A 17,672-nucleotide genomic window follows, 5' to 3' on the forward strand; every position below is an offset into this window, starting at 1 on the left:
CCCATGCACGAGCTCGGAGTCGTCCACACGCAGATCACCCGCGCCGACCGCGAGGCCACCGACGCGCTGGCGGAGCTCGGCAGCGCCACCGTCCACGAGGCCCTCGGGCGGGTCGGTCAGCTCCAGCCCTCCCTGCGCCCCATCTATCCCGGGGCCCGGATCTCGGGCACCGCCGTGACCGTGCTGCTCCAGCCCGGTGACAACTGGATGATGCACGTCGCGGCCGAGCAGATCCGCCCAGGTGACGTCGTCGTCGCCGCCCCCACCTCTCCCTGCACGGACGGCTACTTCGGCGACCTGCTGGCCACGTCCTTCCAGGCGCAGGGCGCCCGCGGCCTGGTCATCGACGCCGGCTGCCGCGACGTGCGCACCCTCGAGGAGATCGGCTTCCCGGTCTGGAGCCGGGCGATCTCGATCAAGGGCACCATCAAGGCCACCCTGGGGTCGGTCAACGTGCCGCTCGTCTGCGGCGGCATGATCGTCCACCCCGGTGACGCGATCGTGGCCGACGACGACGGGATCGTCTGCGTCCCCGCCGACCGCGTCACCGAGGTCCTGGAGGCGGCGCGCAAGCGCGAGGCCAACGAGGGCGCCAAGCGCGAGCTCTTCGCATCGGGCACGCTGGGGCTCGACTACTACGAGATGCGCGAGGGCCTCGACCAGGCAGGCCTGCGCTACGTCGACTGACGGAGACCCGATGACGCCTCGTCCGGACGTTTCGGATCCTGTCGCTTCCTCCGACCGGCGTCCGCGGGCCCCGCGCGTCCCGGGGCAGGTGTCGGCCGCCGGCAAGGTGATGGCGGTCCTCGCGACCTTCAGCCGCGAGCGCCCCAGCCAGACCCTGACGCAGATCGCCCGGTCGAGCGGCCTCGCCCTGAGCACGGTGCACCGGGTGGTGCGCGAGATGGAGGAGTGGGGCGCGCTCGAGCGCGGCGACGACGCCTCGTGGCACGTCGGGCTGCGGCTGTGGGAGGTCGCGTCCGGCTGCCCCCGGGGACAGATCCTGCGCGAGATCGCCCTGCCCTTCCTGCAGGACCTCTACGAGGCGACGCACGAGAACATCCAGCTCGCGGTCCGGGAGGGCACCGAGCTGGTCTTCGTCGAGCGCATCGCCGGGCACCGGTCCGTCGAGCTGCTCACGATGGTCGGTGGCCGGTTCCCGATCACCGCCACGGGCATGGGGCGCGTCCTGCTCGCCTACGCACCGCCCGAGATCCAGGAGGCTGTGCTCGCCGAGCCCATCCCGCGGCGCACGCCGTTCACGGTCACCGACCCGGTCACGGTGCAGGAGCAGCTCCGCGCCATCCGGCGCGAGCAGGTGTTCGTCAGCGACCGGCAGCTGTCGGAGACCACCGTGGCGGTCGCCGCGCCCATCCGGATGGGGCGCTCGGGGCCCGTGCACGCGGCGCTCGGCGTCGTCGTGGCCAGCGCCCCGGCCACCGACCGGATCGGCGGGCTGCGCCCGGCCGTCCTGGGGTCGGCGCAGGCCATCTCCGACGCGCTCGGCGCGAGGGTCCCCCGCCCGTCCTGACGCGGTCCGCGCGAGCAGGTGCGACCCGCTCGATCCCCCTTCCGCCCCGTGGAAGGGCCGCAGACGCCCCGCCGGTCCCCGTGGGAGTTTTGGACCTGGAGATCCACCCCCCCACCTGCCACGACGCGCACCGGGTGCGCGCCTCGCCGAAGGAGGTCCGACGATGGACCGTGCACCGCGACCGATCCGGACCGGCCGGCTCGACGAGGGGGTTCGATGAGCGAGACGTTCACCAAGACCCCGGGCTGGCTCGACTGGTACTCCGACCCGTCGACCCCGGCGTTCCAGGTGCCCGAGGGTGCCGTCGACGCGCACTGCCACGTGTTCGGGCCCGGTGACCTGTTCCCCTTCGCCCCCGAGCGCAAGTACACCCCTTGCGACGCGTCCGCCGACCAGCTCTTCGCGCTGCGGGACCACCTCGGCTTCAGCCGCAACGTCATCGTGCAGGCGACCTGCCACGGCGACGACAACCGCGCGATGGCGGACGCCGTCCGCCGCGCCGAGGGCCGGGCCCGCGGGATCGCGACCGTCCGCGCCGACGTCAGCCAGGACACCCTGGCCGAGCTCGACGAGGCAGGCGTGCGTGGAGTCCGGTTCAACTTCGTCAAGCGCCTCGTCGACATCACCCCCAAGGACCAGCTCCTCCGGGTGGTCGACAAGATCGCGCCACTCGGCTGGCACGTCGTCGTCTACTTCGAGGCCCCCGACATCGACGAGGTCGGCGGCCTGGTCGAGGCCATCACCGTGCCGGTCGTCATCGACCACATGGGGCGCCCCGACGTGACCAAGGACCCGGCCGGCCCCGAGTTCGACGCCTTCGTGGACCTCATGCGGTCGCGCGACGACGTGTGGTGCAAGACCACCTGCCCGGAGCGCCTGTCCGAGAGCGGTCCGGCCGCCCTCGACGGCGAGCAGCGGGCGTATGACGACGTCGTGCCCTTCGCTAAGCGGATCGTCGACACCTTCCCCGACCGCGTCATCTGGGGCACGGACTGGCCGCACCCCAACCTCAAGAAGCACATGCCCGACGACGGGCTCCTCGTCGACTGGATCCCCCGGATCGCCGACACCCCCGACAAGCAGCAGCGGCTGCTCGTGGACAACCCCCTGCGTCTGTACTGGCCCGAGGAGGCCCGATGAGCAACGACAAGTCCTACCGCAACGTCCCCGGCACCACGATCTTCGACGCGGCGCAGAGCGCCAAGGGCTACCACCTCAACCAGTTCTGCATGTCCTTGATGAAGGCGGAGAACCGCGAGCGGTTCGTCGCCGACCAGCGCGCCTACCTCGACGAGTGGCCCCTGTCGGAGGAGCAGAAGCAGGCCGTCCTGGACCTCGACCTCAACGCGGCGATGCGGCTGGGCGGCAACATCTACTTCCTGTCCAAGATCGGCGCCACCTTCGGCCTGTCCTTCCAGCAGATGGCGGGCTCGATGACGGGCATGTCCGAGGAGGACTACCGCGCGATGATGGAGAGCGGCGGCCGGTCCGCCGACGGCAACCGGCTCGCCGACGCCGCGGCCGCGGGCGAGGAGCTGGGCGCCGAGGGTGCGGCCACGGACGCCGCCGGCGGCGACGAGATGGCGGCCGCCGTGATCGAGGCGGCGGCCGGCGACGCCCAGCAGGAGCACCACGTGACCCTCGCCGCGACCGTCTTCACCTCGCACGTCCCGGCGATCGGCGCGGCCATGGACCTCGGCAAGACCGAGGAGCCCTACTGGAAGAAGGTGTTCGACGGCTACGTCGAGTCCCGGCAGTGGCTGAAGGACAACACCCCCGACGTCGTGATCCTCGTCTACAACGACCACGCGACGGCCTTCGACCTCACGATGATCCCGACGTTCGCCCTCGGCACCGGCGCCTACTACCCGCCGGCCGACGAGGGCTACGGTCGGCGGCCCGTCCCGCCGGTCCACGGCTACCCCGAGCTCGCCGCGCACCTCGCGCAGTCGCTCATCATCGACGACTTCGACCTCACGCTCGTCAACGAGATGGACGTCGACCACGGCCTGACGGTCCCCCTGTCGCTGCTGTGCGGCGACGTCGAGGAGTGGCCGTTCAAGGTCATCCCCCTGGCGGTCAACGTGGTGCAGTACCCCGTGCCCTCAGGTGCGCGCTGCCTGGCGCTCGGCAAGGCCCTGCGCCGAGCCCTGGACACGTGGGACGAGGACATCACGGTCCAGGTCTGGGGCACGGGCGGCATGTCGCACCAGCTCCAGGGCCCGCGGGCCGGGCTGATCAACGCGGAGTGGGACAACGCCTTCCTCGACCGCCTCGTCGAGGACCCCCAGGGCCTGTCCCGGGTGCCGCACCTGGAGTACGTCGACGAGGCCGGCTCCGAGGGCATCGAGCTCGTCATGTGGTTCATCGCCCGCGGGGCCATGAGCGACGTGAACGAGACGGGCTCGATCGAGGTCCTGCACCGGTTCTACCATGTGCCCGCCTCCAACACGGCGGTCGGGCACCTCGTCCTGGCCAACCACACCAAGGAGTGACCATGGCTACCACCGACACCGTCCGGATCGCCCTCGCGGGGGGCGGCGCCTTCGGCGCGAAGCACGTCAACGCCCTCAAGCGCATCGAGGGGGTCGAGGTGACCACGATCATCAGCGCCAGCCTCGAGTCCGCTCAGGCGTTCGCGGACGAGCACGGCGTCGGCACCGCCGTCGGCAGCCTCGAGGAGTCCCTGCAGCGCGACGACGTCGACGCCGTCATCCTCGCGACGCCGACCCCGCTCCACGCCTCGCAGACGCTGGAGTGCCTGCGCGCCGGCAAGCACGTCATGGTCGAGATCCCGCTCGCCGACTCGTTGGCAGACGCCGAGGAGTGCCTCGCGGTCCAGCGCGCGAGCGGCCTGGTCGGCATGGTGGGCCACACGCGTCGGTTCAACCCCAGCCACCAGTGGGTCCACAACGCGATCACGGCGGGCGACTTCGCCATACAGCAGATGGACGTCCAGACGTTCTTCTTCCGTCGCAAGAACCTCAACGCCCTCGGCCAGCCGCGCAGCTGGACCGATCACCTCCTGTGGCACCACGCGGCCCACACGGTGGACCTGTTCGCCTACCAGACCGGCAGCCCCATCGTGCAGGCCAACGCCGTCCAGGGCCCGATGCACCCCGAGCTCGGCATCGCGATGGACATGTCGATCCAGCTGCGGGCCGAGAACGGCGCGATCTGCACCCTGTCCCTGTCGTTCAACAACGACGGCCCCCTCGGCACCTTCTTCCGCTACATCGGCGACACCGGCACCTACATCGCGCGCTACGACGACCTGGTGACCGGCAAGGAGGAGGAGATCGACGTCAGCGACGTCGACGTCTCCATGGACGGCATCGAGCTGCAGGACCGCGAGCTCGTCGCCGCGATCCGCGAGGGCCGCGAGCCCAACGCCTCGATCGCGTCGGTCATCGACTGCTACCGCGTGCTGGACGGCCTGGAGCAGCAGCTCGAGGCCCGGTCCTGATGGCGCTCGCGGACGCTGCCCGCCGCCGGCTCGGGCCCTTCGAGGTCGCCCCCGTCGGCCTGGGCTGCATGAACCTCAGCCACGTCTACCACCCCATCCCGGACGAGGAGCAGGGCGCCGCGGTCCTGCGCGCCGCCCTCGACCTCGGCGTCGACCACCTGGACACCGCGGCGCTCTACGGCTTCGGCGCCAACGAGCGACTCGTCGGGTCCACCCTCGGGTCACGTCGCGACGAGCTCACCCTCGCCAGCAAGTGCGGTATGACGGGCGTCGACGGCAAGCGCGTCATCGACGGCAGCCCTGTCACGATCCGCCGCACCTGCCAGGAGGCGCTGACCAGCCTGCGCACGGACGTCATCGACCTCTACTACCTGCACCGCGTCGATCCGGGCGTGCCGGTCGAGGAGAGCGTCGGGGCCATGGCTCAGCTCGTGCAGGAGGGCAAGATCCGCGCGATCGGCCTCTCCGAGGTCTCGGCGGCGACCATCCGGCGCGCCCATGCGGTGCACCCGATCGCCGCCGTGCAGAACGAGTACAGCCTGTGGACCCGCAACCCCGAGCTCGGGGTCCTGGAGGTCTGCGCCGAGCTCGGCATCACGCTGGTGGCGTTCAGCCCGCTCGGGCGCGGCATCCTCACCTCGACCCCGCCGGACGTCGCGTCGCTGCCGCAGCAGGACCTCCGGGTCTCGATGCCGCGCTTCCAGGGCGAGGCCTATGCCGCCAACCTGGCCATCGTGCGCGAGCTCGACGCCCTGGCGCAGGAGGCCGGGGTGACGCTCGCCCAGCTGGCGCTGGCCTGGGTCCTGTCCCGTGGCGAGCACGTCGTCGCGATCCCGGGGACGCGCAGCATCGAGCACCTCGAGGAGGACCTGGGCGCCGCGACCGTGTCGCTGCCCGCGGACGTCCTCGAGCGGGCGTCCGCGCTGATGAACGAGCGCACCGTCCACGGCCCACGCTACGGCGCCGGTGCGGCGGCGGACGTCGACACCGAGTCCTTCCCCGAGGCCGGCTGACGACCGCATCCACGCGCACGACGACGAAGCCCCCGCCGACCATGTGGCCGGCGGGGGCTTCGTCAGGTCCTGCTGGAGGACCGTTGGCGGTGGCGGTGGGATTTGAACCCACGGAGGGCGTAAACCCTCATACGCTTTCGAGGCGTACTCCTTCGGCCGCTCGGACACGCCACCGCCGGAGACTTTACACGGAGCGGCGCCGCGCGAAGAAATCGGAAAGTACGCGTGAACACTCCTGCTCGCGCACGCCGCCCACCACCTCGACCTGGTGCAGGACACGGGGGTCGCGCAGCAGGTCCCACACCGATCCGACCGCCCCGGCCTTGGCGTCCCAGGCCCCCATGACCACCCGCGAGACCCGGCTCGCCGCGATCGCACCGGCGCACATGACGCAGGGCTCGAGCGTCACCACGAGGGTGCAGCCGTCCAGGCGCCAGGAGCCCCGCGTGGCGGCGGCCTCGCGCAGCGCCTCCACCTCCGCGTGGGCGGTCGGGTCGTGCCGTCGCTCGCGCTCGTTGCGGCCACGCCCGACCAGGGTGCCGCTCTCGTCATACAGGCAGGCCCCGACCGGCACGTCCTCGCCGCAACCGGCCGCGAGCTCGAGCGCCTCGCCCATCCACCCGGCCCAGCGCGGGTCGACGGGGAAGCCGTCGTCCGGCTCGCTGCGGGCCGCCGGTGGGGCGCTGGGGTCGGTCACGGGATAAGTTTCCCCCATGCAGGTTCACGTGGCCGACCACCCGCTCATCAACCACAAGCTCACCTACCTGCGCGACCGGCGCACGGACAGCCCGACCTTCCGGCGGCTGGCCGAGGAGCTCGTGACGCTGCTGGCCTACGAGGCGACGCGCGAGGTCCGCACCGAGCCGATCGACCTCGAGACGCCCGTCGGGCCCACGACCGGCATCAAGCTCGCCAACCCCAAGCCGGTCATCGTCCCCATCCTGCGCGCCGGGCTCGGCATGCTCGAGGGCATGGTGCGGCTGCTGCCGAGCGCCGAGGTCGGCTTCCTCGGCATGGTGCGCGACGAGGAGACGCTCGAGGTCAGCGCCTACGCCAACCGCCTGCCCGACTCCCTGCACGGCCGCCAGGTCTACGTCATCGACCCGATGCTCGCGACCGGCCACACGCTGATCATGGCCTTCGAGTTCCTGCGCGACCTCGGCGCCGACGACATCACCGCCGTCTGCCTGATCGCCGCGCCCGAGGGCATCGAGACGGTCCGCGAGGCGGTCAAGGACATCGGCATCCCGGTCACCCTCGTCGTCGGCGCGATCGACGACCACCTCAACGAGCAGGGCTACATCGTCCCCGGGCTCGGCGACGCAGGCGACCGCCTCTACGGCGTGGTCTGACCCAGCCGTATGCCGGCGGCCCCGGCCCACGGCGCCGCCGTGATCGCGCCGTGGCCGCCCCGTTATCCAACCTCAACCGCGCGTCGCGGCGAGCCGCCCTGCCCCGCACGGGTGCCCGCTGCTTCACTGGACGCTGATCCGTGCCCCCGCGCCACCCCTCAGCAAGGAGCCACGCACCGTGAACCCCAAGGTCAAGAAGATCTTTCTGTGGCTGCTCGTCGCCTTCCTGATCTACGCGATCATCGTCTCCCCCGACCGTGCCGCCGACATCGTGCGCACCGTGTGGGACATCCTCGTTCAGGCCGTCCAGTCGCTCGGCCGCTTCTTCGACGTGCTGATCAACAGCTGACCCCAGGGCCTGACGATGGACGCGTCCGAGGAGCCGCACCTGCCGCCGTCGGTGCGCAGGCGCTACGTCCTCGACGGTGAGCAGCTGGTCGTGGCCATCCACCAGCACCCCGTCGTGGTGGCCGAGCCCGTCCTGACCGCCATCGCCATCCTGGTGCTCGTGATCCTGGTCGACGCCAACGTGTCGGCCGGGCTCGGGGGCGTCGTCAACGTCCTGTGGTGGGTGTGGTTCGCCGCCGTGGCACGCGCCGTGTGGATGGTCTTCGAGTGGCGTCAGCAGTGGGTGGTGGCGACCAACAAGCGCCTGATGCTGACCTACGGCTTCATCGTGCGCAAGGTCGCGATGATGCCCCTCACCAAGGTCACCGACATGTCCTACCACCGCACGATCATGGGGCGGATCTTCGGCTGGGGGACCTTCGTCATGGAGTCGGCCGGTCAGCAGCAGGCGCTGTCGGAGATCCGGTTCGTGCCCAACCCCGACCACAACTACCGCGCGCTGTGCGCCGAGATCTTCGCCGTCGAGGACCGCGAGCGCGTGACCGCGGTCGACGACGACGTCGACGAGGCCCACGCCTGGCCCGACGAGCACGACGACGACCCCTATCGCGGGGTCGTCCAGGTCGAGCCCGGGCCGATGCGGATGCAGCGCGTGGCGCCTCCGACCCGCCGCGACCGCGACCGGTGGGACGAGGACTGGCAGCAGGACCGCGACGCCGAGCGTGACCGGGCCCGTGCTGCGGGGCGTGACGCCGAACGCGGTCGTGAGGGCGGGCGTGGCGCTGGTGGCCGCACTGCTGGTGGCAGGGCGCCCCGCGACGGTCACGACACCGCCGATCTGCCCATCGTCGACGCCCGCGTCTCGCAGGACGCCGAGGCCCGTGAGCTGCTGAGCAGCTGGGAGCGGTTCGCCAAGCGCTACGACAACGAGCCGGAGCGCGGCCCCGACAGCGGTACCAGCATCTACCGCAGCGGCGACGACACCCTCTCCTGACCCACACCACCTCGTCCTGCCCTCATCGGTGCAGGTCCGGTGTCAGATCTGACCAGCAACCTGCACCGGTCCCGCAGGAGGACACTCGGGGCACCGCCCAAGCGCACCCTGGCCGCCGCGAGCACGGTGCACGGCCATCACGCGTCGAGCGGTCGCGCACGCCTGGTCGAACACCATCGGATAGGTGATCCGGATCGTCGTCCACCCCTCGACGAGATGGGCGGCGTCCAGCTCGGCATCCCTCAGGCGCTGGGCCCCTGAGTGGAAGGCCGTGCCGTCGAGCTCGAGCAGCACTCGCGAGTCCGGATAGGCACCGTCGCTGCGGTGCCCGGTCGCAGGCACGACGACCTGACGAACTGACGCGGGCAGACGGTGGGCTCGCTCCACCCGTCGCAGATATCCGACCTCGAGGTAGCTTGTCGACCCAGACGCCACGTCCGCCAGGAGCCCCTGCAGGAGCGCGCGTCGAGGGTGCCGGGTCCGCGCGGCGAGACGATCGGCGAGGCGGCAAGGATGCGTCAGGCGCCGTTGGCAGGCCGTGGCCACGAGACCGATCGCTCTGTCCCGGGGTGCTGTGGCCGCGAGGTCGAGCACCACGTCCTCGATCCTCAGCGTGGGCAGGTCACGCGGGAGTGGGGTCGCGTGCACCCCGGGTCGCACCCGCACGAACCGATAGCCGGGCTGTGGAGCCGGCCGCCGCCGTCGAGGCAGGACGATGTCGATGACGGCGGGTGGGTCGTCCACCAGCCCCAGCAGACAGGCCGCCGCCATGCCCCCGACCACCGCGCCACCACCGGCGAGCACCACGCCCGCCTGGGCCCGCTGGGCGAACGAGATGCTGTCCTCCGGCGCCTCGGGCCTGAGGTCCAGGCAGTAGACCCCCGGGAGGAGACGTCGCCAGGCTCGCGTCATGCGTGCCACGACCGTGGGGGTCAGGCCCGCCGCCAGGAGCTCACGTCGGGAGACGACACCGGAACGGTCCGCAGCGCGCGCGAGGATCTCGGCGGGGACGTCGCATCTCGGGGGCATGGCAGCAGGATGCGGGTCCGCCGTGGCCGAGCCGGTTCCATGGCGTGAGCCTGTGGACGGGGACGCGGAATGCCGAGCCCGCTCCACGAACCTGTGGACGACGGCAGGCGCGCGCTCACGAGACCGGTGCAGGTCTGGTGTCAGATCTGACCAGGAAGCTGCACCGATCTCGCTGGGCGTGAGGTCAGAGGGCCTTCAGGATGTCGTCGACGCGCTCCTTGGCGTCGCCGAACAGCATGCGGGTGTTGTCCTTGAAGAACAGGGGGTTCTGGACGCCGGCATAGCCCGTCGACATGGATCGCTTGAACACGATCACGTCGTGCGCGTGCCACACCTCGAGCACCGGCATCCCGGCGATGGGGCTGGACGGGTCGTCGAGGGCGGCGGGGTTGACCGTGTCGTTGGCACCGATCACGAGCACCACGTCGGTGGTCGCCAGGTCCTCGTTGATCTCGTCCATCTCGAGCACGATGTCGTAGGGGACCTTGGCCTCGGCGAGCAGGACGTTCATGTGCCCGGGGAGGCGTCCGGCGACCGGGTGGATGCCGAACCGCACCTGCACCCCGCGCTCGCGCAGCCGCGCGGCGAGGTCGGCGACGCCGTACTGCGCCTGCGCGACCGCCATGCCGTAGCCGGGCGTGATCACGACCGAGCGGGCCTCGACCAGCAGCGAGGCCACCTCGTCGGCGCTCGTCTCGCGGTGCTCGCCGTAGTCACGCTCCTCCCCCGTCACCGCGCCGTCCGAGCCGAAGCCGCCGGCGATGACCGACACGAACGACCGGTTCATGGCGCGGCACATGATGTAGGACAGGTAGGCACCGGACGAGCCCACGAGCGCACCCGTGATGATCAGCAGGTCATTGCTGAGCATGAATCCCGCTGCGGCAGCAGCCCATCCGCTGTAGCTGTTGAGCATCGACACGACCACCGGCATGTCGCCACCGCCGATCGAGGCGACCAGGTGCCACCCCAGCGCGAGCGCGATCACCGTCATCAGCACGAGCGGGACGGCGTGGCCGGTCGGCACGAACCACACCATCAGCCCGAGCGACACCACGAGCGCAGCCAGGTTGACCAGGTTGTGGTGCGGCAGCATCAGCGGCGCGGACTTCATCTTGGCCGACAGCTTGAGGAAGGCCACGATCGACCCGGTGAGCGTCACCGCGCCGATGAAGATCCCGAGGAAGACCTCGCCGTTGTGGATGCGCTCGAGCGCGTCGAGGTGCCCCGGGCGCCCCGACGTCGGGATCCACGAGTTGAAGCCGACGAGCACGGCCGCCAGCCCCACGAAGCTGTGCAGCAGCGCGATGAGCTCGGGCATGCCGGTCATCTCGACGCGCTGCGCGCGGTGCACGCCGATGGCGCCACCGATCAGCATGGCGACGAGCAGCATGAGCAGCGCGTCGAGCCCGTTGAGCGAGATGACGAGGCCGATCGTGGCGACGAGGGCCAGCGCCATACCGAGGATGCCGAAGGCATTGCCGCGGCGGGCCGACTCGTGCTTGGACAGGCCCGCGAGGGCGAGGATGAACAGCAGGCCGGCGACGATCTGCGCGGCGTAGGACAGGGCGGCGGTCATCGGCGGGTCAGCCCTTCCGGAACATCGCGAGCATGCGCTGGGTCACCGTGAAGCCGCCGAAGATGTTGATGCTGGCGACGAGGACGGCGGCGAACGCGAGGACGTCGACGGCGAGATGACCGCGCCCGAGCTGGGCGAGCGCGCCGACGATGATGATGCCGCTGATGGCGTTGGTGACCGACATCAGCGGGGTGTGCAGGGCGTGGTGGACGTTGCCGATGACGTAGTAGCCGACCACGCAGGCCAGCATGAACACCATGAAGTGGCCGAGGAACGCGGGCGGCGAGAACGCGGCCAGCAGCAGGAAGGCCACGACCCCGAGCGGGAGCAGCAGACCCCGGCCGTATGCCGACCGCCCGCCGCGATCGCCCGTCACCGGCTCGGCGTCGGTCACCCCGGACCCGGCCCCGGCGACCGTCGCGCCTCCCCCGGCAGCAGCGGGTGGGGGCGCCGCCGAGACCTGGATCGGTGGTGGGGGCCAGAGCGTCTCGCCCTGCAGCACGACGGTCATGCCGCGCTGCACGACGTCCTCCATGTCGAGGACGACCTGCCCGTCCTTGCCGGGGGTGATGAGCTTGGTCAGGTTGACGAGGTTGGTGGCGTAGAGCTGCGAGGCCTGGCCGGGCAGGCGGGCGGGCAGGTCGGTGTATCCGAGGATGACGACGCCGTTGTCGGTGACGACGCGCTGGTCGGGGACGCTGCCCTCGACGTTGCCGCCGGTGGCCGCGGCCATGTCGACGATGACGGAGCCGGGGCGCATGGCGGCGACCATCGAGGCGGTGATCAGCCGGGGCGCGGGCCGGCCCGGGATGAGGGCGGTGGTGATGACGATGTCGCTCTGGGGGACGTTCTCGGCATACATCCGAGCGGCGGCCTCGTCGTAGGCCGAGGTCGTGCCGTGCGCGTAGCCGTCGGTGGAGACCTGCTGCTCGACGTCGACGGCGAGGAACTGCGCGCCCATCGACTCGACCTGCTCGGCGACCTCGGGGCGGGCGTCGGTGGCCTTGACCACGGCGCCGAGCGCGTTGGCCGTGCCGATGGCGGCGAGGCCGGCGACCCCGGCACCGGCGACCATGACGGTGGCCGGTGGGACCTTGCCGGCCGCCGTGACCTGCCCGGTGAAGAACCGGCCGAACTCGTGGGCGGCCTCCACCACCGCGCGATAGCCCGCGATGTTGGCCATCGAGCTCAGGACGTCCAGCGACTGCGCCCGCGAGATGCGGGGCACGGCGTCGGTGGCGAGGACCGTCAGGCGGTGGGCCGCGAGGCGTTCGACCAGCTCGGGCCGCAGCGCCGGCTGCACCAGGCTGACGAGGGTCGCGCCCTCCCGCAGCTGCTGGATCTCGTCGTCGCTCGGCGGGTTGACCTTGTAGACCATGTCGGCGGCCCAGGCCCCCTCGCGGTCGACGACGGTGGCGCCGGCCTCGGCATACGCCTCGTCGGGCAGGCTGGCCGCGGCGCCGGCGCCGGACTCGACGACGACGTCGTAGCCGAGCGTGACGAGCTGCACGACGCTGGTGGGCGTGGCGGCGACGCGGGTCTCGCCGGGGAGCGTCTCGAGAGGGACACCGATCTGCATGGGTGGAGCCTTCCGACGTGGGTGGCATCACTGTATGGCCATGCCTGGCCCGGACGACCACCGACCCCCGGTCGCGACTGCCGGAGCCGACGCGAGCGTCGCGGTGAGCAACTGTTCACCACCCTGCGTGCGGGACTGTGCCGAGTGGTGAAACGCGTCTGGGTCGAGCCCACCCCTCGTTGATACCGTCGACGCCGGAGGCCTCCCGCGTGAGATCAGGGGGCTCGTGGCTCTTCGGGGGCGTCACGAGCGATTGCGGGGGGCCTCCTCAGGCGCCCGGCACCGACAACGGGTCGAAGCCGTAGGGCAGCTCGAGGCGGTGGGCCCGCATGAGGGTGTCGTCGGCGAGCAGGTCTCGGGTGCGGCCGTCCGCCACGATGCGGCCCTCGTCGAGCAGCACCGACCGGGAGCACAGCTGCAGGGCATAGGGCAGGTCGTGGGTGACCATGAGGATCGCCACGTCCAGGGACGTGAGGATGTCCGCGAGCTCGCGGCGGCTCGCGGGGTCCAGGTTGGACGACGGCTCGTCCAGCACGAGCACGTCCGGCTCCATGGCGAGGACGGTCGCGACGGCCACGCGACGGCGCTGCCCGAAGGACAGGTGGTGGGGCGGGCGGTCGATGACGTCCCCCATCCCGACCAGGTCCAGGGATCGGCGGACCCGCTCGTCGAGGGCCGCACCGCGCAGGCCGAGGTTGTGCGGACCGAAGGCCACGTCATCGCCGACCGTGGGCATGAACAGCTGGTCGTCGGGGTCCTGGAAGACGATGCCGACGCGCCGCCGCACGTCGCCGAGGGTGTCGCGGCGCAGCGGGATCCCGGCCACGGCGACGCTGCCCGTGCCCGTGCCGCCGCTGACGGAGCCGAGGATGCCGTTGAGGTGCAGCAGGAGCGTGGTCTTGCCGGCGCCGTTGGGGCCGAGGACGGCGACGCGCTCGCCCGCCGCGACCTGCAGGTCCACGCCGTAGAGCACCTGGCGACCGTCCGGGTAGGCGAACGCCAGCCGCTGGACGTCGAGCGCCGGCGGCGCAGCAGGTGCCGGGTATGGCGCGGGCGCCGGGGGTGGGGTCACGGGAGCAGGTGCCATCCGGCCAAGAGTACGGCGGCGGCGAGCGGCAGGGACGCGCCCGTCAGCCACTCGGCCAGCGACGCGGGTCGAGACGACGAGGCCGCGGGCAGCCGCCCGGTGTAGCCCCGCGCGAGCATCGCCTGGTGCACGCGCTCCCCCCGCTCGTAGGACCGCACGAACAACGCCCCCGCCCCGCCCGCGACGGCGGCGAGGTGCCCCGCCCGTCCACCGCGGTAGCCCCGGGACTCCCGCGCCACCCGCATGCGGTGCAGGTCGGCGGTGATGACGCCGAGGTAGCGGACCATGAAGGTCAGGATGGCGACGAACGCCGCCGGCAGCCGCAGCCGCTCGAGACCCGCCACGAGCTCGCGGGGAGCCGTGCTCGACGCGAGGACAACAGCGGCGAGCACGCCCAGCGTGGCCTTGGCGAGCATCGTGCCCGCCGCCACGAGGCCCGGCTGCGACACCGACAGGCCCAGCACCTCGACGCGTGGGCCGGTCGCGACGAACGGCGTCACGACCGCGAACACCACGAACGGCGCCTCGACCGCGAGCCGCCGCAGCACGTGCGCCCACGGCAGCCGGGCCGCCAGCACCACCGCGACGAGCAGCAGCGCGTCGAGCCCCAGCAGGCCCCAGGCACCGGTCGGCGCGGCGACCACGACGATCATGAAGGCGAGCAGGCAGACCAGCTTGACCTGCGGCGGGAGGTGGTGGACGACGCTGTCGCGAGGTATGACGAGCCCCTCCTCGGGGGCCCCGCCACCGTGCTCGTGACCGTGGAGCGGCGGCGCCGGAGCGAGGTCAGCCATCGCGGCGGGTGGCGCCCGCACCGACCGGGCTGCGGTCGTCGTCGCCCTCCTCGGGTGCTCCGCCACGATGCGCCAGGGACGACAGCAGGATACCGAGCGCCAGGGTCAGCAGGACGCCGATGATGCCGGCGGCGACCGCGGCTCCCGCCCCGTCGCCCAGCCACGCGAGGGAGTAGTCCGCCAGCGGCGATGAGGCTGCCGCCGAGTCGACCGCGGTGGAGCCGAAGCCGAGGCGCTCGCCGACATACTCGAGGCCGTCCGGGTGGCTGCTGGCCAGCAGGCTCAGCCCCCCGCCGACCAGCAAGGACGTGGCGAGCAGCCCGCCGGCGAAGCGCGGGGTGACGCCCGCCCGGCGGCGACCAACGGGTGCGTCGGCGCGCACCGTCGTCCGTCGTCCGTCGCCGTCCACGAGCTCCAGGTCCGGCACGAGGTGACGCGCGACGTGCACCAGGTCGGGTCGTGACGCCACGACGGCGGACACGACGGCCGCGGTGATGACGGCCTCCCCGATGCCGATGACCAGGTGCCAGCCGAGCATCGCCGTCGTGAGGGTGCCCAGCGGGATGGGGGCGGCCCCGCCCACGGCATACAGACCGACGAAGGCGAGGGCCGCGGCCGGGACCGCGAGCAGACCCGCGACGGCTGCGGCGGGCACCACGGAGGCCGGCCGGCGAGGGAGCACCGCGAGGACGGCGCGCACGACGATCGACCCGACGAGGACGCCGACCACGCCCATGACGGTGATGTTGGCGCCGAGTGCGGTGAGCCCGCCGTCGGCGAAGACGAGCGCCTGCACGAGCAGCACCGTCGTCATGACGAGCACGCCCGTCCATGGGCCGACGAGGACCGCGGCGAGCGCTCCGCCGAGGAGGTGACCGCTCGTGCCCGCCCCGACCGGGAAGTTGACCATCTGCACGGCGAAGATGAAGCACGCGACGAGGCCCGCCAGCACGGGCCCGGTCTCGCCGAGCTCGCGCCGGGCCTGGCGCAGGGCCAGCGCCGTGGCGCCCACCGCCAGCAGGCCGGTGCCGATGGAGGTGGGGGCGTCCAGGAACCCGTCGGGGATGTGCATGCCGTCATCATTTCCCTGTTGCGAAGGCATTGCAATACGGGTTCGACCTGCGGCGCTGACGTACTTCCCAGTATGCGGACAGGACGCGGCACGATCCGGTCACGGTCCACCCTGGTGCCCTTCCCAGCGGCCTTCGTGCGGGTGCACGCTATGGCGCGCAATGTCATTCACGGCCCACCAGACGTGCCGCGCCCACACCTACGAGGAGTTGACCGGATGAGCCTGTTCCGCACGAAGTCGATCGAGGCGTCCATCGCCGAGACCGTCGAGGAGGAGTACCAGCTCAAGAAGAACCTGACGGCGGTCGACCTCACGGTCTTCGGCATCGGCGTCATCATCGGAGCCGGCATCTTCACCCTCACCGGACGCGCCGCCGCGCAGTACGCCGGCCCCGCCATCGTCATCTCCTTCGTGATCGCGGCCTTCTCCTGCGGGCTCGCCGCCCTCTGCTACGCCGAGTTCGCCTCGACCGTCCCCGTGTCCGGGTCGGCCTACACCTTCTCCTACGCGACGCTCGGTGAGCTCGTCGCCTGGATCATCGGCTGGGACCTGCTCCTGGAGATGATGCTGGGCGCCGCCGTCGTCGCCCAGGGCTGGTCGCAGTACTTCGTCGTGCTCCTCGGCCACCTCGGCCTCACGTTCCCCGCCTCCGTGGCCCCCGGCTCGCGCTTCGACCTGCCGGCCTTCCTCCTCGTCGCCGTCATCACGGCCCTGATCGCCTACGGCATCAAGGAGTCGATGCGGGTCAACCTCGTCTTCGTCGCGATCAAGCTGTTCATCGTGCTGTTCGTGATCATCGCCGGCATCCGCTTCATCAAGCCGGAGAACTACTCGCCGTTCATCCCGGAGGCGATCGCCCCGCAGGCCGCCGAGGCCGGCGTCATGCACCAGCCCCTCGTGCAGCTGATCTTCGGCCTCAACCCGACGACCTACGGCTGGGGTGGCATCCTCGCCGGCGCCTCGCTCGTGTTCTTCGCCTACATCGGCTTCGACGTGGTCGCGACGACGGCCGAGGAGGCCCGCAACCCGCAGAAGGACCTGCCGATCGGCATCATCGCCTCGCTGATCATCTGCACGATCCTCTACGTGGCCGTCTCGCTCGTGATCACCGGCATGGTGCACTACGACCAGATCAACCCCAAGGCAGCGCTGGCCTCGGCGTTCGAGAGCGTCGGTCAGGGGTGGGCGTCGACGCTCATCTCCGCCGGCGCCGTCGCCGGTCTGTTCACCGTCGTCATGACGCTGATGATCGGTGGCACGCGCGTGGTCTTCGCGATGTCCCGCGACTGGCTGCTCCCCCGCTGGCTGGGCCGCACCAACCACCGCACCGGCACCCCGGTCCGCATCACGATCATCATCGGCCTGCTCGTCGCCCTCGTGGCCTCGCTGACCCCCATCGGCAAGCTCGAGGAGATGGTCAACATCGGCACCCTGTCGGCCTTCGTCCTCGTGTCGGTCGCCGTCCCGGTGCTGCGCAAGAGCCGCCCCGACCTGGAGCGCTCCTTCCAGGTGCCCGGATCGCCGATCCTGCCCTGGCTCGCCGCGCTGGTCTCCTTCTACCTGATGCTCAACCTGCCGCTCGACACCTGGCTGCGGTTCCTCGTGTGGATGGCGCTCGGCTTCCTGATCTACTTCGCGTACTCGCGGACCCACTCGCGCCTGCACCTCAAGGGCGAGGCCGCGACGCCCCACGAGCACATCGGCAACCCCGCCGCCGGGGGTCGCTACGACGCCAACGGGTCGACCCGGCAGGACGACTGACCCCGACCCGCGTCCCGCTTCCTGCGCGAGACGCCGACCACCTCTCACGCCGAGTGGTCACATCCCG

General features: G+C 71.5%; 17 protein-coding genes and 1 tRNA gene. 10 read left to right on the plus strand and 8 right to left on the minus strand.

Annotated features, from left to right (window positions below; translation table 11 throughout):
- Positions 1–3: 3 nt before the first annotated feature.
- From ligK to B4E97_RS00790, 6 genes are all read left to right on the plus strand, one after another.
- Positions 4–687 (plus strand): 4-carboxy-4-hydroxy-2-oxoadipate aldolase/oxaloacetate decarboxylase, encoded by a 684-nt coding sequence (gene ligK / locus B4E97_RS00765; RefSeq protein ID WP_029211721.1) that lies wholly within the window; start codon positions 4–6, stop codon positions 685–687.
- A gap of 10 nt (positions 688–697) precedes the next feature.
- Positions 698–1,531, plus strand: a complete 834-nt coding sequence (locus B4E97_RS00770) for an IclR family transcriptional regulator (RefSeq protein WP_084412757.1) — start codon at positions 698–700, stop codon at positions 1,529–1,531.
- 216 nt (positions 1,532–1,747) lie between these two features.
- Positions 1,748–2,671 carry an amidohydrolase family protein gene (locus B4E97_RS00775; RefSeq protein ID WP_029211719.1) on the plus strand — a complete coding sequence of 308 codons (924 nt, stop codon included), beginning with the start codon at positions 1,748–1,750 and terminating at the stop codon, positions 2,669–2,671.
- Positions 2,668–4,026, plus strand: coding sequence for a protocatechuate 4,5-dioxygenase subunit alpha (gene ligA, locus B4E97_RS00780; RefSeq protein WP_286958298.1), 1,359 nt, complete (start codon positions 2,668–2,670; stop codon positions 4,024–4,026). The genes B4E97_RS00775 and ligA overlap by 4 nt, the downstream gene beginning before the upstream one ends.
- Before the next feature lie 2 nt (positions 4,027–4,028).
- Positions 4,029–4,997, plus strand: a complete 969-nt coding sequence (locus B4E97_RS00785) for a Gfo/Idh/MocA family oxidoreductase (RefSeq protein WP_286958299.1) — start codon at positions 4,029–4,031, stop codon at positions 4,995–4,997.
- Positions 4,997–6,010 (plus strand): aldo/keto reductase, encoded by a 1,014-nt coding sequence (locus B4E97_RS00790; RefSeq protein WP_286958300.1) that lies wholly within the window; start codon positions 4,997–4,999, stop codon positions 6,008–6,010. The genes B4E97_RS00785 and B4E97_RS00790 overlap by 1 nt, the downstream gene beginning before the upstream one ends.
- Before the next feature lie 84 nt (positions 6,011–6,094).
- Here B4E97_RS00790 and B4E97_RS00795 read toward each other — a convergent pair.
- Positions 6,095–6,184: transfer RNA gene (locus B4E97_RS00795), tRNA-Ser, on the minus strand.
- Positions 6,185–6,194: 10 nt separating this feature from the next.
- Positions 6,195–6,707 carry a tRNA adenosine(34) deaminase TadA gene (gene tadA, locus B4E97_RS00800; protein ID WP_372490208.1) on the minus strand — a complete coding sequence of 171 codons (513 nt, stop codon included), beginning with the start codon at positions 6,705–6,707 and terminating at the stop codon, positions 6,195–6,197.
- 16 nt (positions 6,708–6,723) lie between these two features.
- Between tadA and upp the strand changes: the two genes are divergently transcribed.
- From upp to B4E97_RS00815, 3 genes are all read left to right on the plus strand, one after another.
- Entirely contained in the window at positions 6,724–7,362 is a 639-nt protein-coding gene (upp, locus tag B4E97_RS00805) for a uracil phosphoribosyltransferase (protein WP_029212835.1), read from the plus strand.
- 178 nt (positions 7,363–7,540) lie between these two features.
- Positions 7,541–7,711, plus strand: a complete 171-nt coding sequence (locus B4E97_RS00810; RefSeq protein WP_019285214.1) for a hypothetical protein — start codon at positions 7,541–7,543, stop codon at positions 7,709–7,711.
- Between the two features lie 15 nt (positions 7,712–7,726).
- Positions 7,727–8,704, plus strand: coding sequence for a PH domain-containing protein (locus B4E97_RS00815; RefSeq protein ID WP_286958303.1), 978 nt, complete (start codon positions 7,727–7,729; stop codon positions 8,702–8,704).
- A 42-nt stretch (positions 8,705–8,746) separates the two neighbouring features.
- Here B4E97_RS00815 and B4E97_RS00820 read toward each other — a convergent pair whose 3' ends face one another.
- The 6 genes from B4E97_RS00820 to B4E97_RS00845 all read right to left on the minus strand — a co-directional run bounded on the left by B4E97_RS00820 (position 8,747) and on the right by B4E97_RS00845 (position 15,844).
- Entirely contained in the window at positions 8,747–9,733 is a 987-nt protein-coding gene (locus tag B4E97_RS00820; RefSeq protein WP_029212837.1) for a type IV toxin-antitoxin system AbiEi family antitoxin domain-containing protein, read from the minus strand.
- A 184-nt stretch (positions 9,734–9,917) separates the two neighbouring features.
- Complete coding sequence (gene pntB / locus B4E97_RS00825; RefSeq protein ID WP_286958304.1) at positions 9,918–11,312, minus strand: Re/Si-specific NAD(P)(+) transhydrogenase subunit beta; 1,395 nt, start codon at positions 11,310–11,312, stop codon at positions 9,918–9,920.
- Positions 11,313–11,319: 7 nt separating this feature from the next.
- Positions 11,320–12,891: a Re/Si-specific NAD(P)(+) transhydrogenase subunit alpha gene (locus B4E97_RS00830; RefSeq protein ID WP_286958305.1), complete on the minus strand. Its 1,572-nt coding sequence runs from the start codon at positions 12,889–12,891 to the stop codon at positions 11,320–11,322.
- 268 nt (positions 12,892–13,159) lie between these two features.
- A complete protein-coding gene (locus B4E97_RS00835; protein ID WP_239261491.1) occupies positions 13,160–13,978 on the minus strand; it encodes an energy-coupling factor ABC transporter ATP-binding protein in 819 nt (272 codons plus the stop codon).
- Complete coding sequence (cbiQ, locus tag B4E97_RS00840) at positions 13,960–14,772, minus strand: cobalt ECF transporter T component CbiQ (RefSeq protein WP_286958307.1); 813 nt, start codon at positions 14,770–14,772, stop codon at positions 13,960–13,962. Before cbiQ ends, B4E97_RS00835 begins: the two co-directional genes overlap by 19 nt.
- Positions 14,765–15,844 (minus strand): energy-coupling factor ABC transporter permease, encoded by a 1,080-nt coding sequence (locus B4E97_RS00845; protein ID WP_286958308.1) that lies wholly within the window; start codon positions 15,842–15,844, stop codon positions 14,765–14,767. Before B4E97_RS00845 ends, cbiQ begins: the two co-directional genes overlap by 8 nt.
- A gap of 216 nt (positions 15,845–16,060) precedes the next feature.
- Here B4E97_RS00845 and B4E97_RS00850 point away from each other — a divergent pair, with 216 nt between their 5' ends.
- Entirely contained in the window at positions 16,061–17,605 is a 1,545-nt protein-coding gene (locus B4E97_RS00850; RefSeq protein WP_286958309.1) for an amino acid permease, read from the plus strand.
- Positions 17,606–17,672 lie beyond the last annotated feature (67 nt).

This window comes from Arsenicicoccus sp. UBA7492 (assembly GCF_002479615.1).
Taxonomy (GTDB): domain Bacteria; phylum Actinomycetota; class Actinomycetes; order Actinomycetales; family Dermatophilaceae; genus Arsenicicoccus; species Arsenicicoccus bolidensis.

What these genes read in the sequence shown, in the direction of transcription:
- ligK (WP_029211721.1), top strand. Translation starts at nt 4, where the DNA reads ATGCACGAGCTCGGAGTCGTCCACACGCAGATCACCCGCGCCGACCGC.
- B4E97_RS00770 (WP_084412757.1), top strand. Translation starts at nt 698, where the DNA reads ATGACGCCTCGTCCGGACGTTTCGGATCCTGTCGCTTCCTCCGACCGG.
- B4E97_RS00775 (WP_029211719.1), top strand. Translation starts at nt 1,748, where the DNA reads ATGAGCGAGACGTTCACCAAGACCCCGGGCTGGCTCGACTGGTACTCC.
- ligA (WP_286958298.1), top strand. Translation starts at nt 2,668, where the DNA reads ATGAGCAACGACAAGTCCTACCGCAACGTCCCCGGCACCACGATCTTC.
- B4E97_RS00785 (WP_286958299.1), top strand. Translation starts at nt 4,029, where the DNA reads ATGGCTACCACCGACACCGTCCGGATCGCCCTCGCGGGGGGCGGCGCC.
- B4E97_RS00790 (WP_286958300.1), top strand. Translation starts at nt 4,997, where the DNA reads ATGGCGCTCGCGGACGCTGCCCGCCGCCGGCTCGGGCCCTTCGAGGTC.
- upp (WP_029212835.1), top strand. Translation starts at nt 6,724, where the DNA reads ATGCAGGTTCACGTGGCCGACCACCCGCTCATCAACCACAAGCTCACC.
- B4E97_RS00815 (WP_286958303.1), top strand. Translation starts at nt 7,727, where the DNA reads ATGGACGCGTCCGAGGAGCCGCACCTGCCGCCGTCGGTGCGCAGGCGC.
- B4E97_RS00820 (WP_029212837.1), bottom strand. Translation starts at nt 9,733, where the DNA reads ATGCCCCCGAGATGCGACGTCCCCGCCGAGATCCTCGCGCGCGCTGCG.
- pntB (WP_286958304.1), bottom strand. Translation starts at nt 11,312, where the DNA reads ATGACCGCCGCCCTGTCCTACGCCGCGCAGATCGTCGCCGGCCTGCTG.
- B4E97_RS00830 (WP_286958305.1), bottom strand. Translation starts at nt 12,891, where the DNA reads ATGCAGATCGGTGTCCCTCTCGAGACGCTCCCCGGCGAGACCCGCGTC.
- B4E97_RS00835 (WP_239261491.1), bottom strand. Translation starts at nt 13,978, where the DNA reads ATGGCACCTGCTCCCGTGACCCCACCCCCGGCGCCCGCGCCATACCCG.
- cbiQ (WP_286958307.1), bottom strand. Translation starts at nt 14,772, where the DNA reads ATGGCTGACCTCGCTCCGGCGCCGCCGCTCCACGGTCACGAGCACGGT.
- B4E97_RS00845 (WP_286958308.1), bottom strand. Translation starts at nt 15,844, where the DNA reads ATGCACATCCCCGACGGGTTCCTGGACGCCCCCACCTCCATCGGCACC.
- B4E97_RS00850 (WP_286958309.1), top strand. Translation starts at nt 16,061, where the DNA reads ATGAGCCTGTTCCGCACGAAGTCGATCGAGGCGTCCATCGCCGAGACC.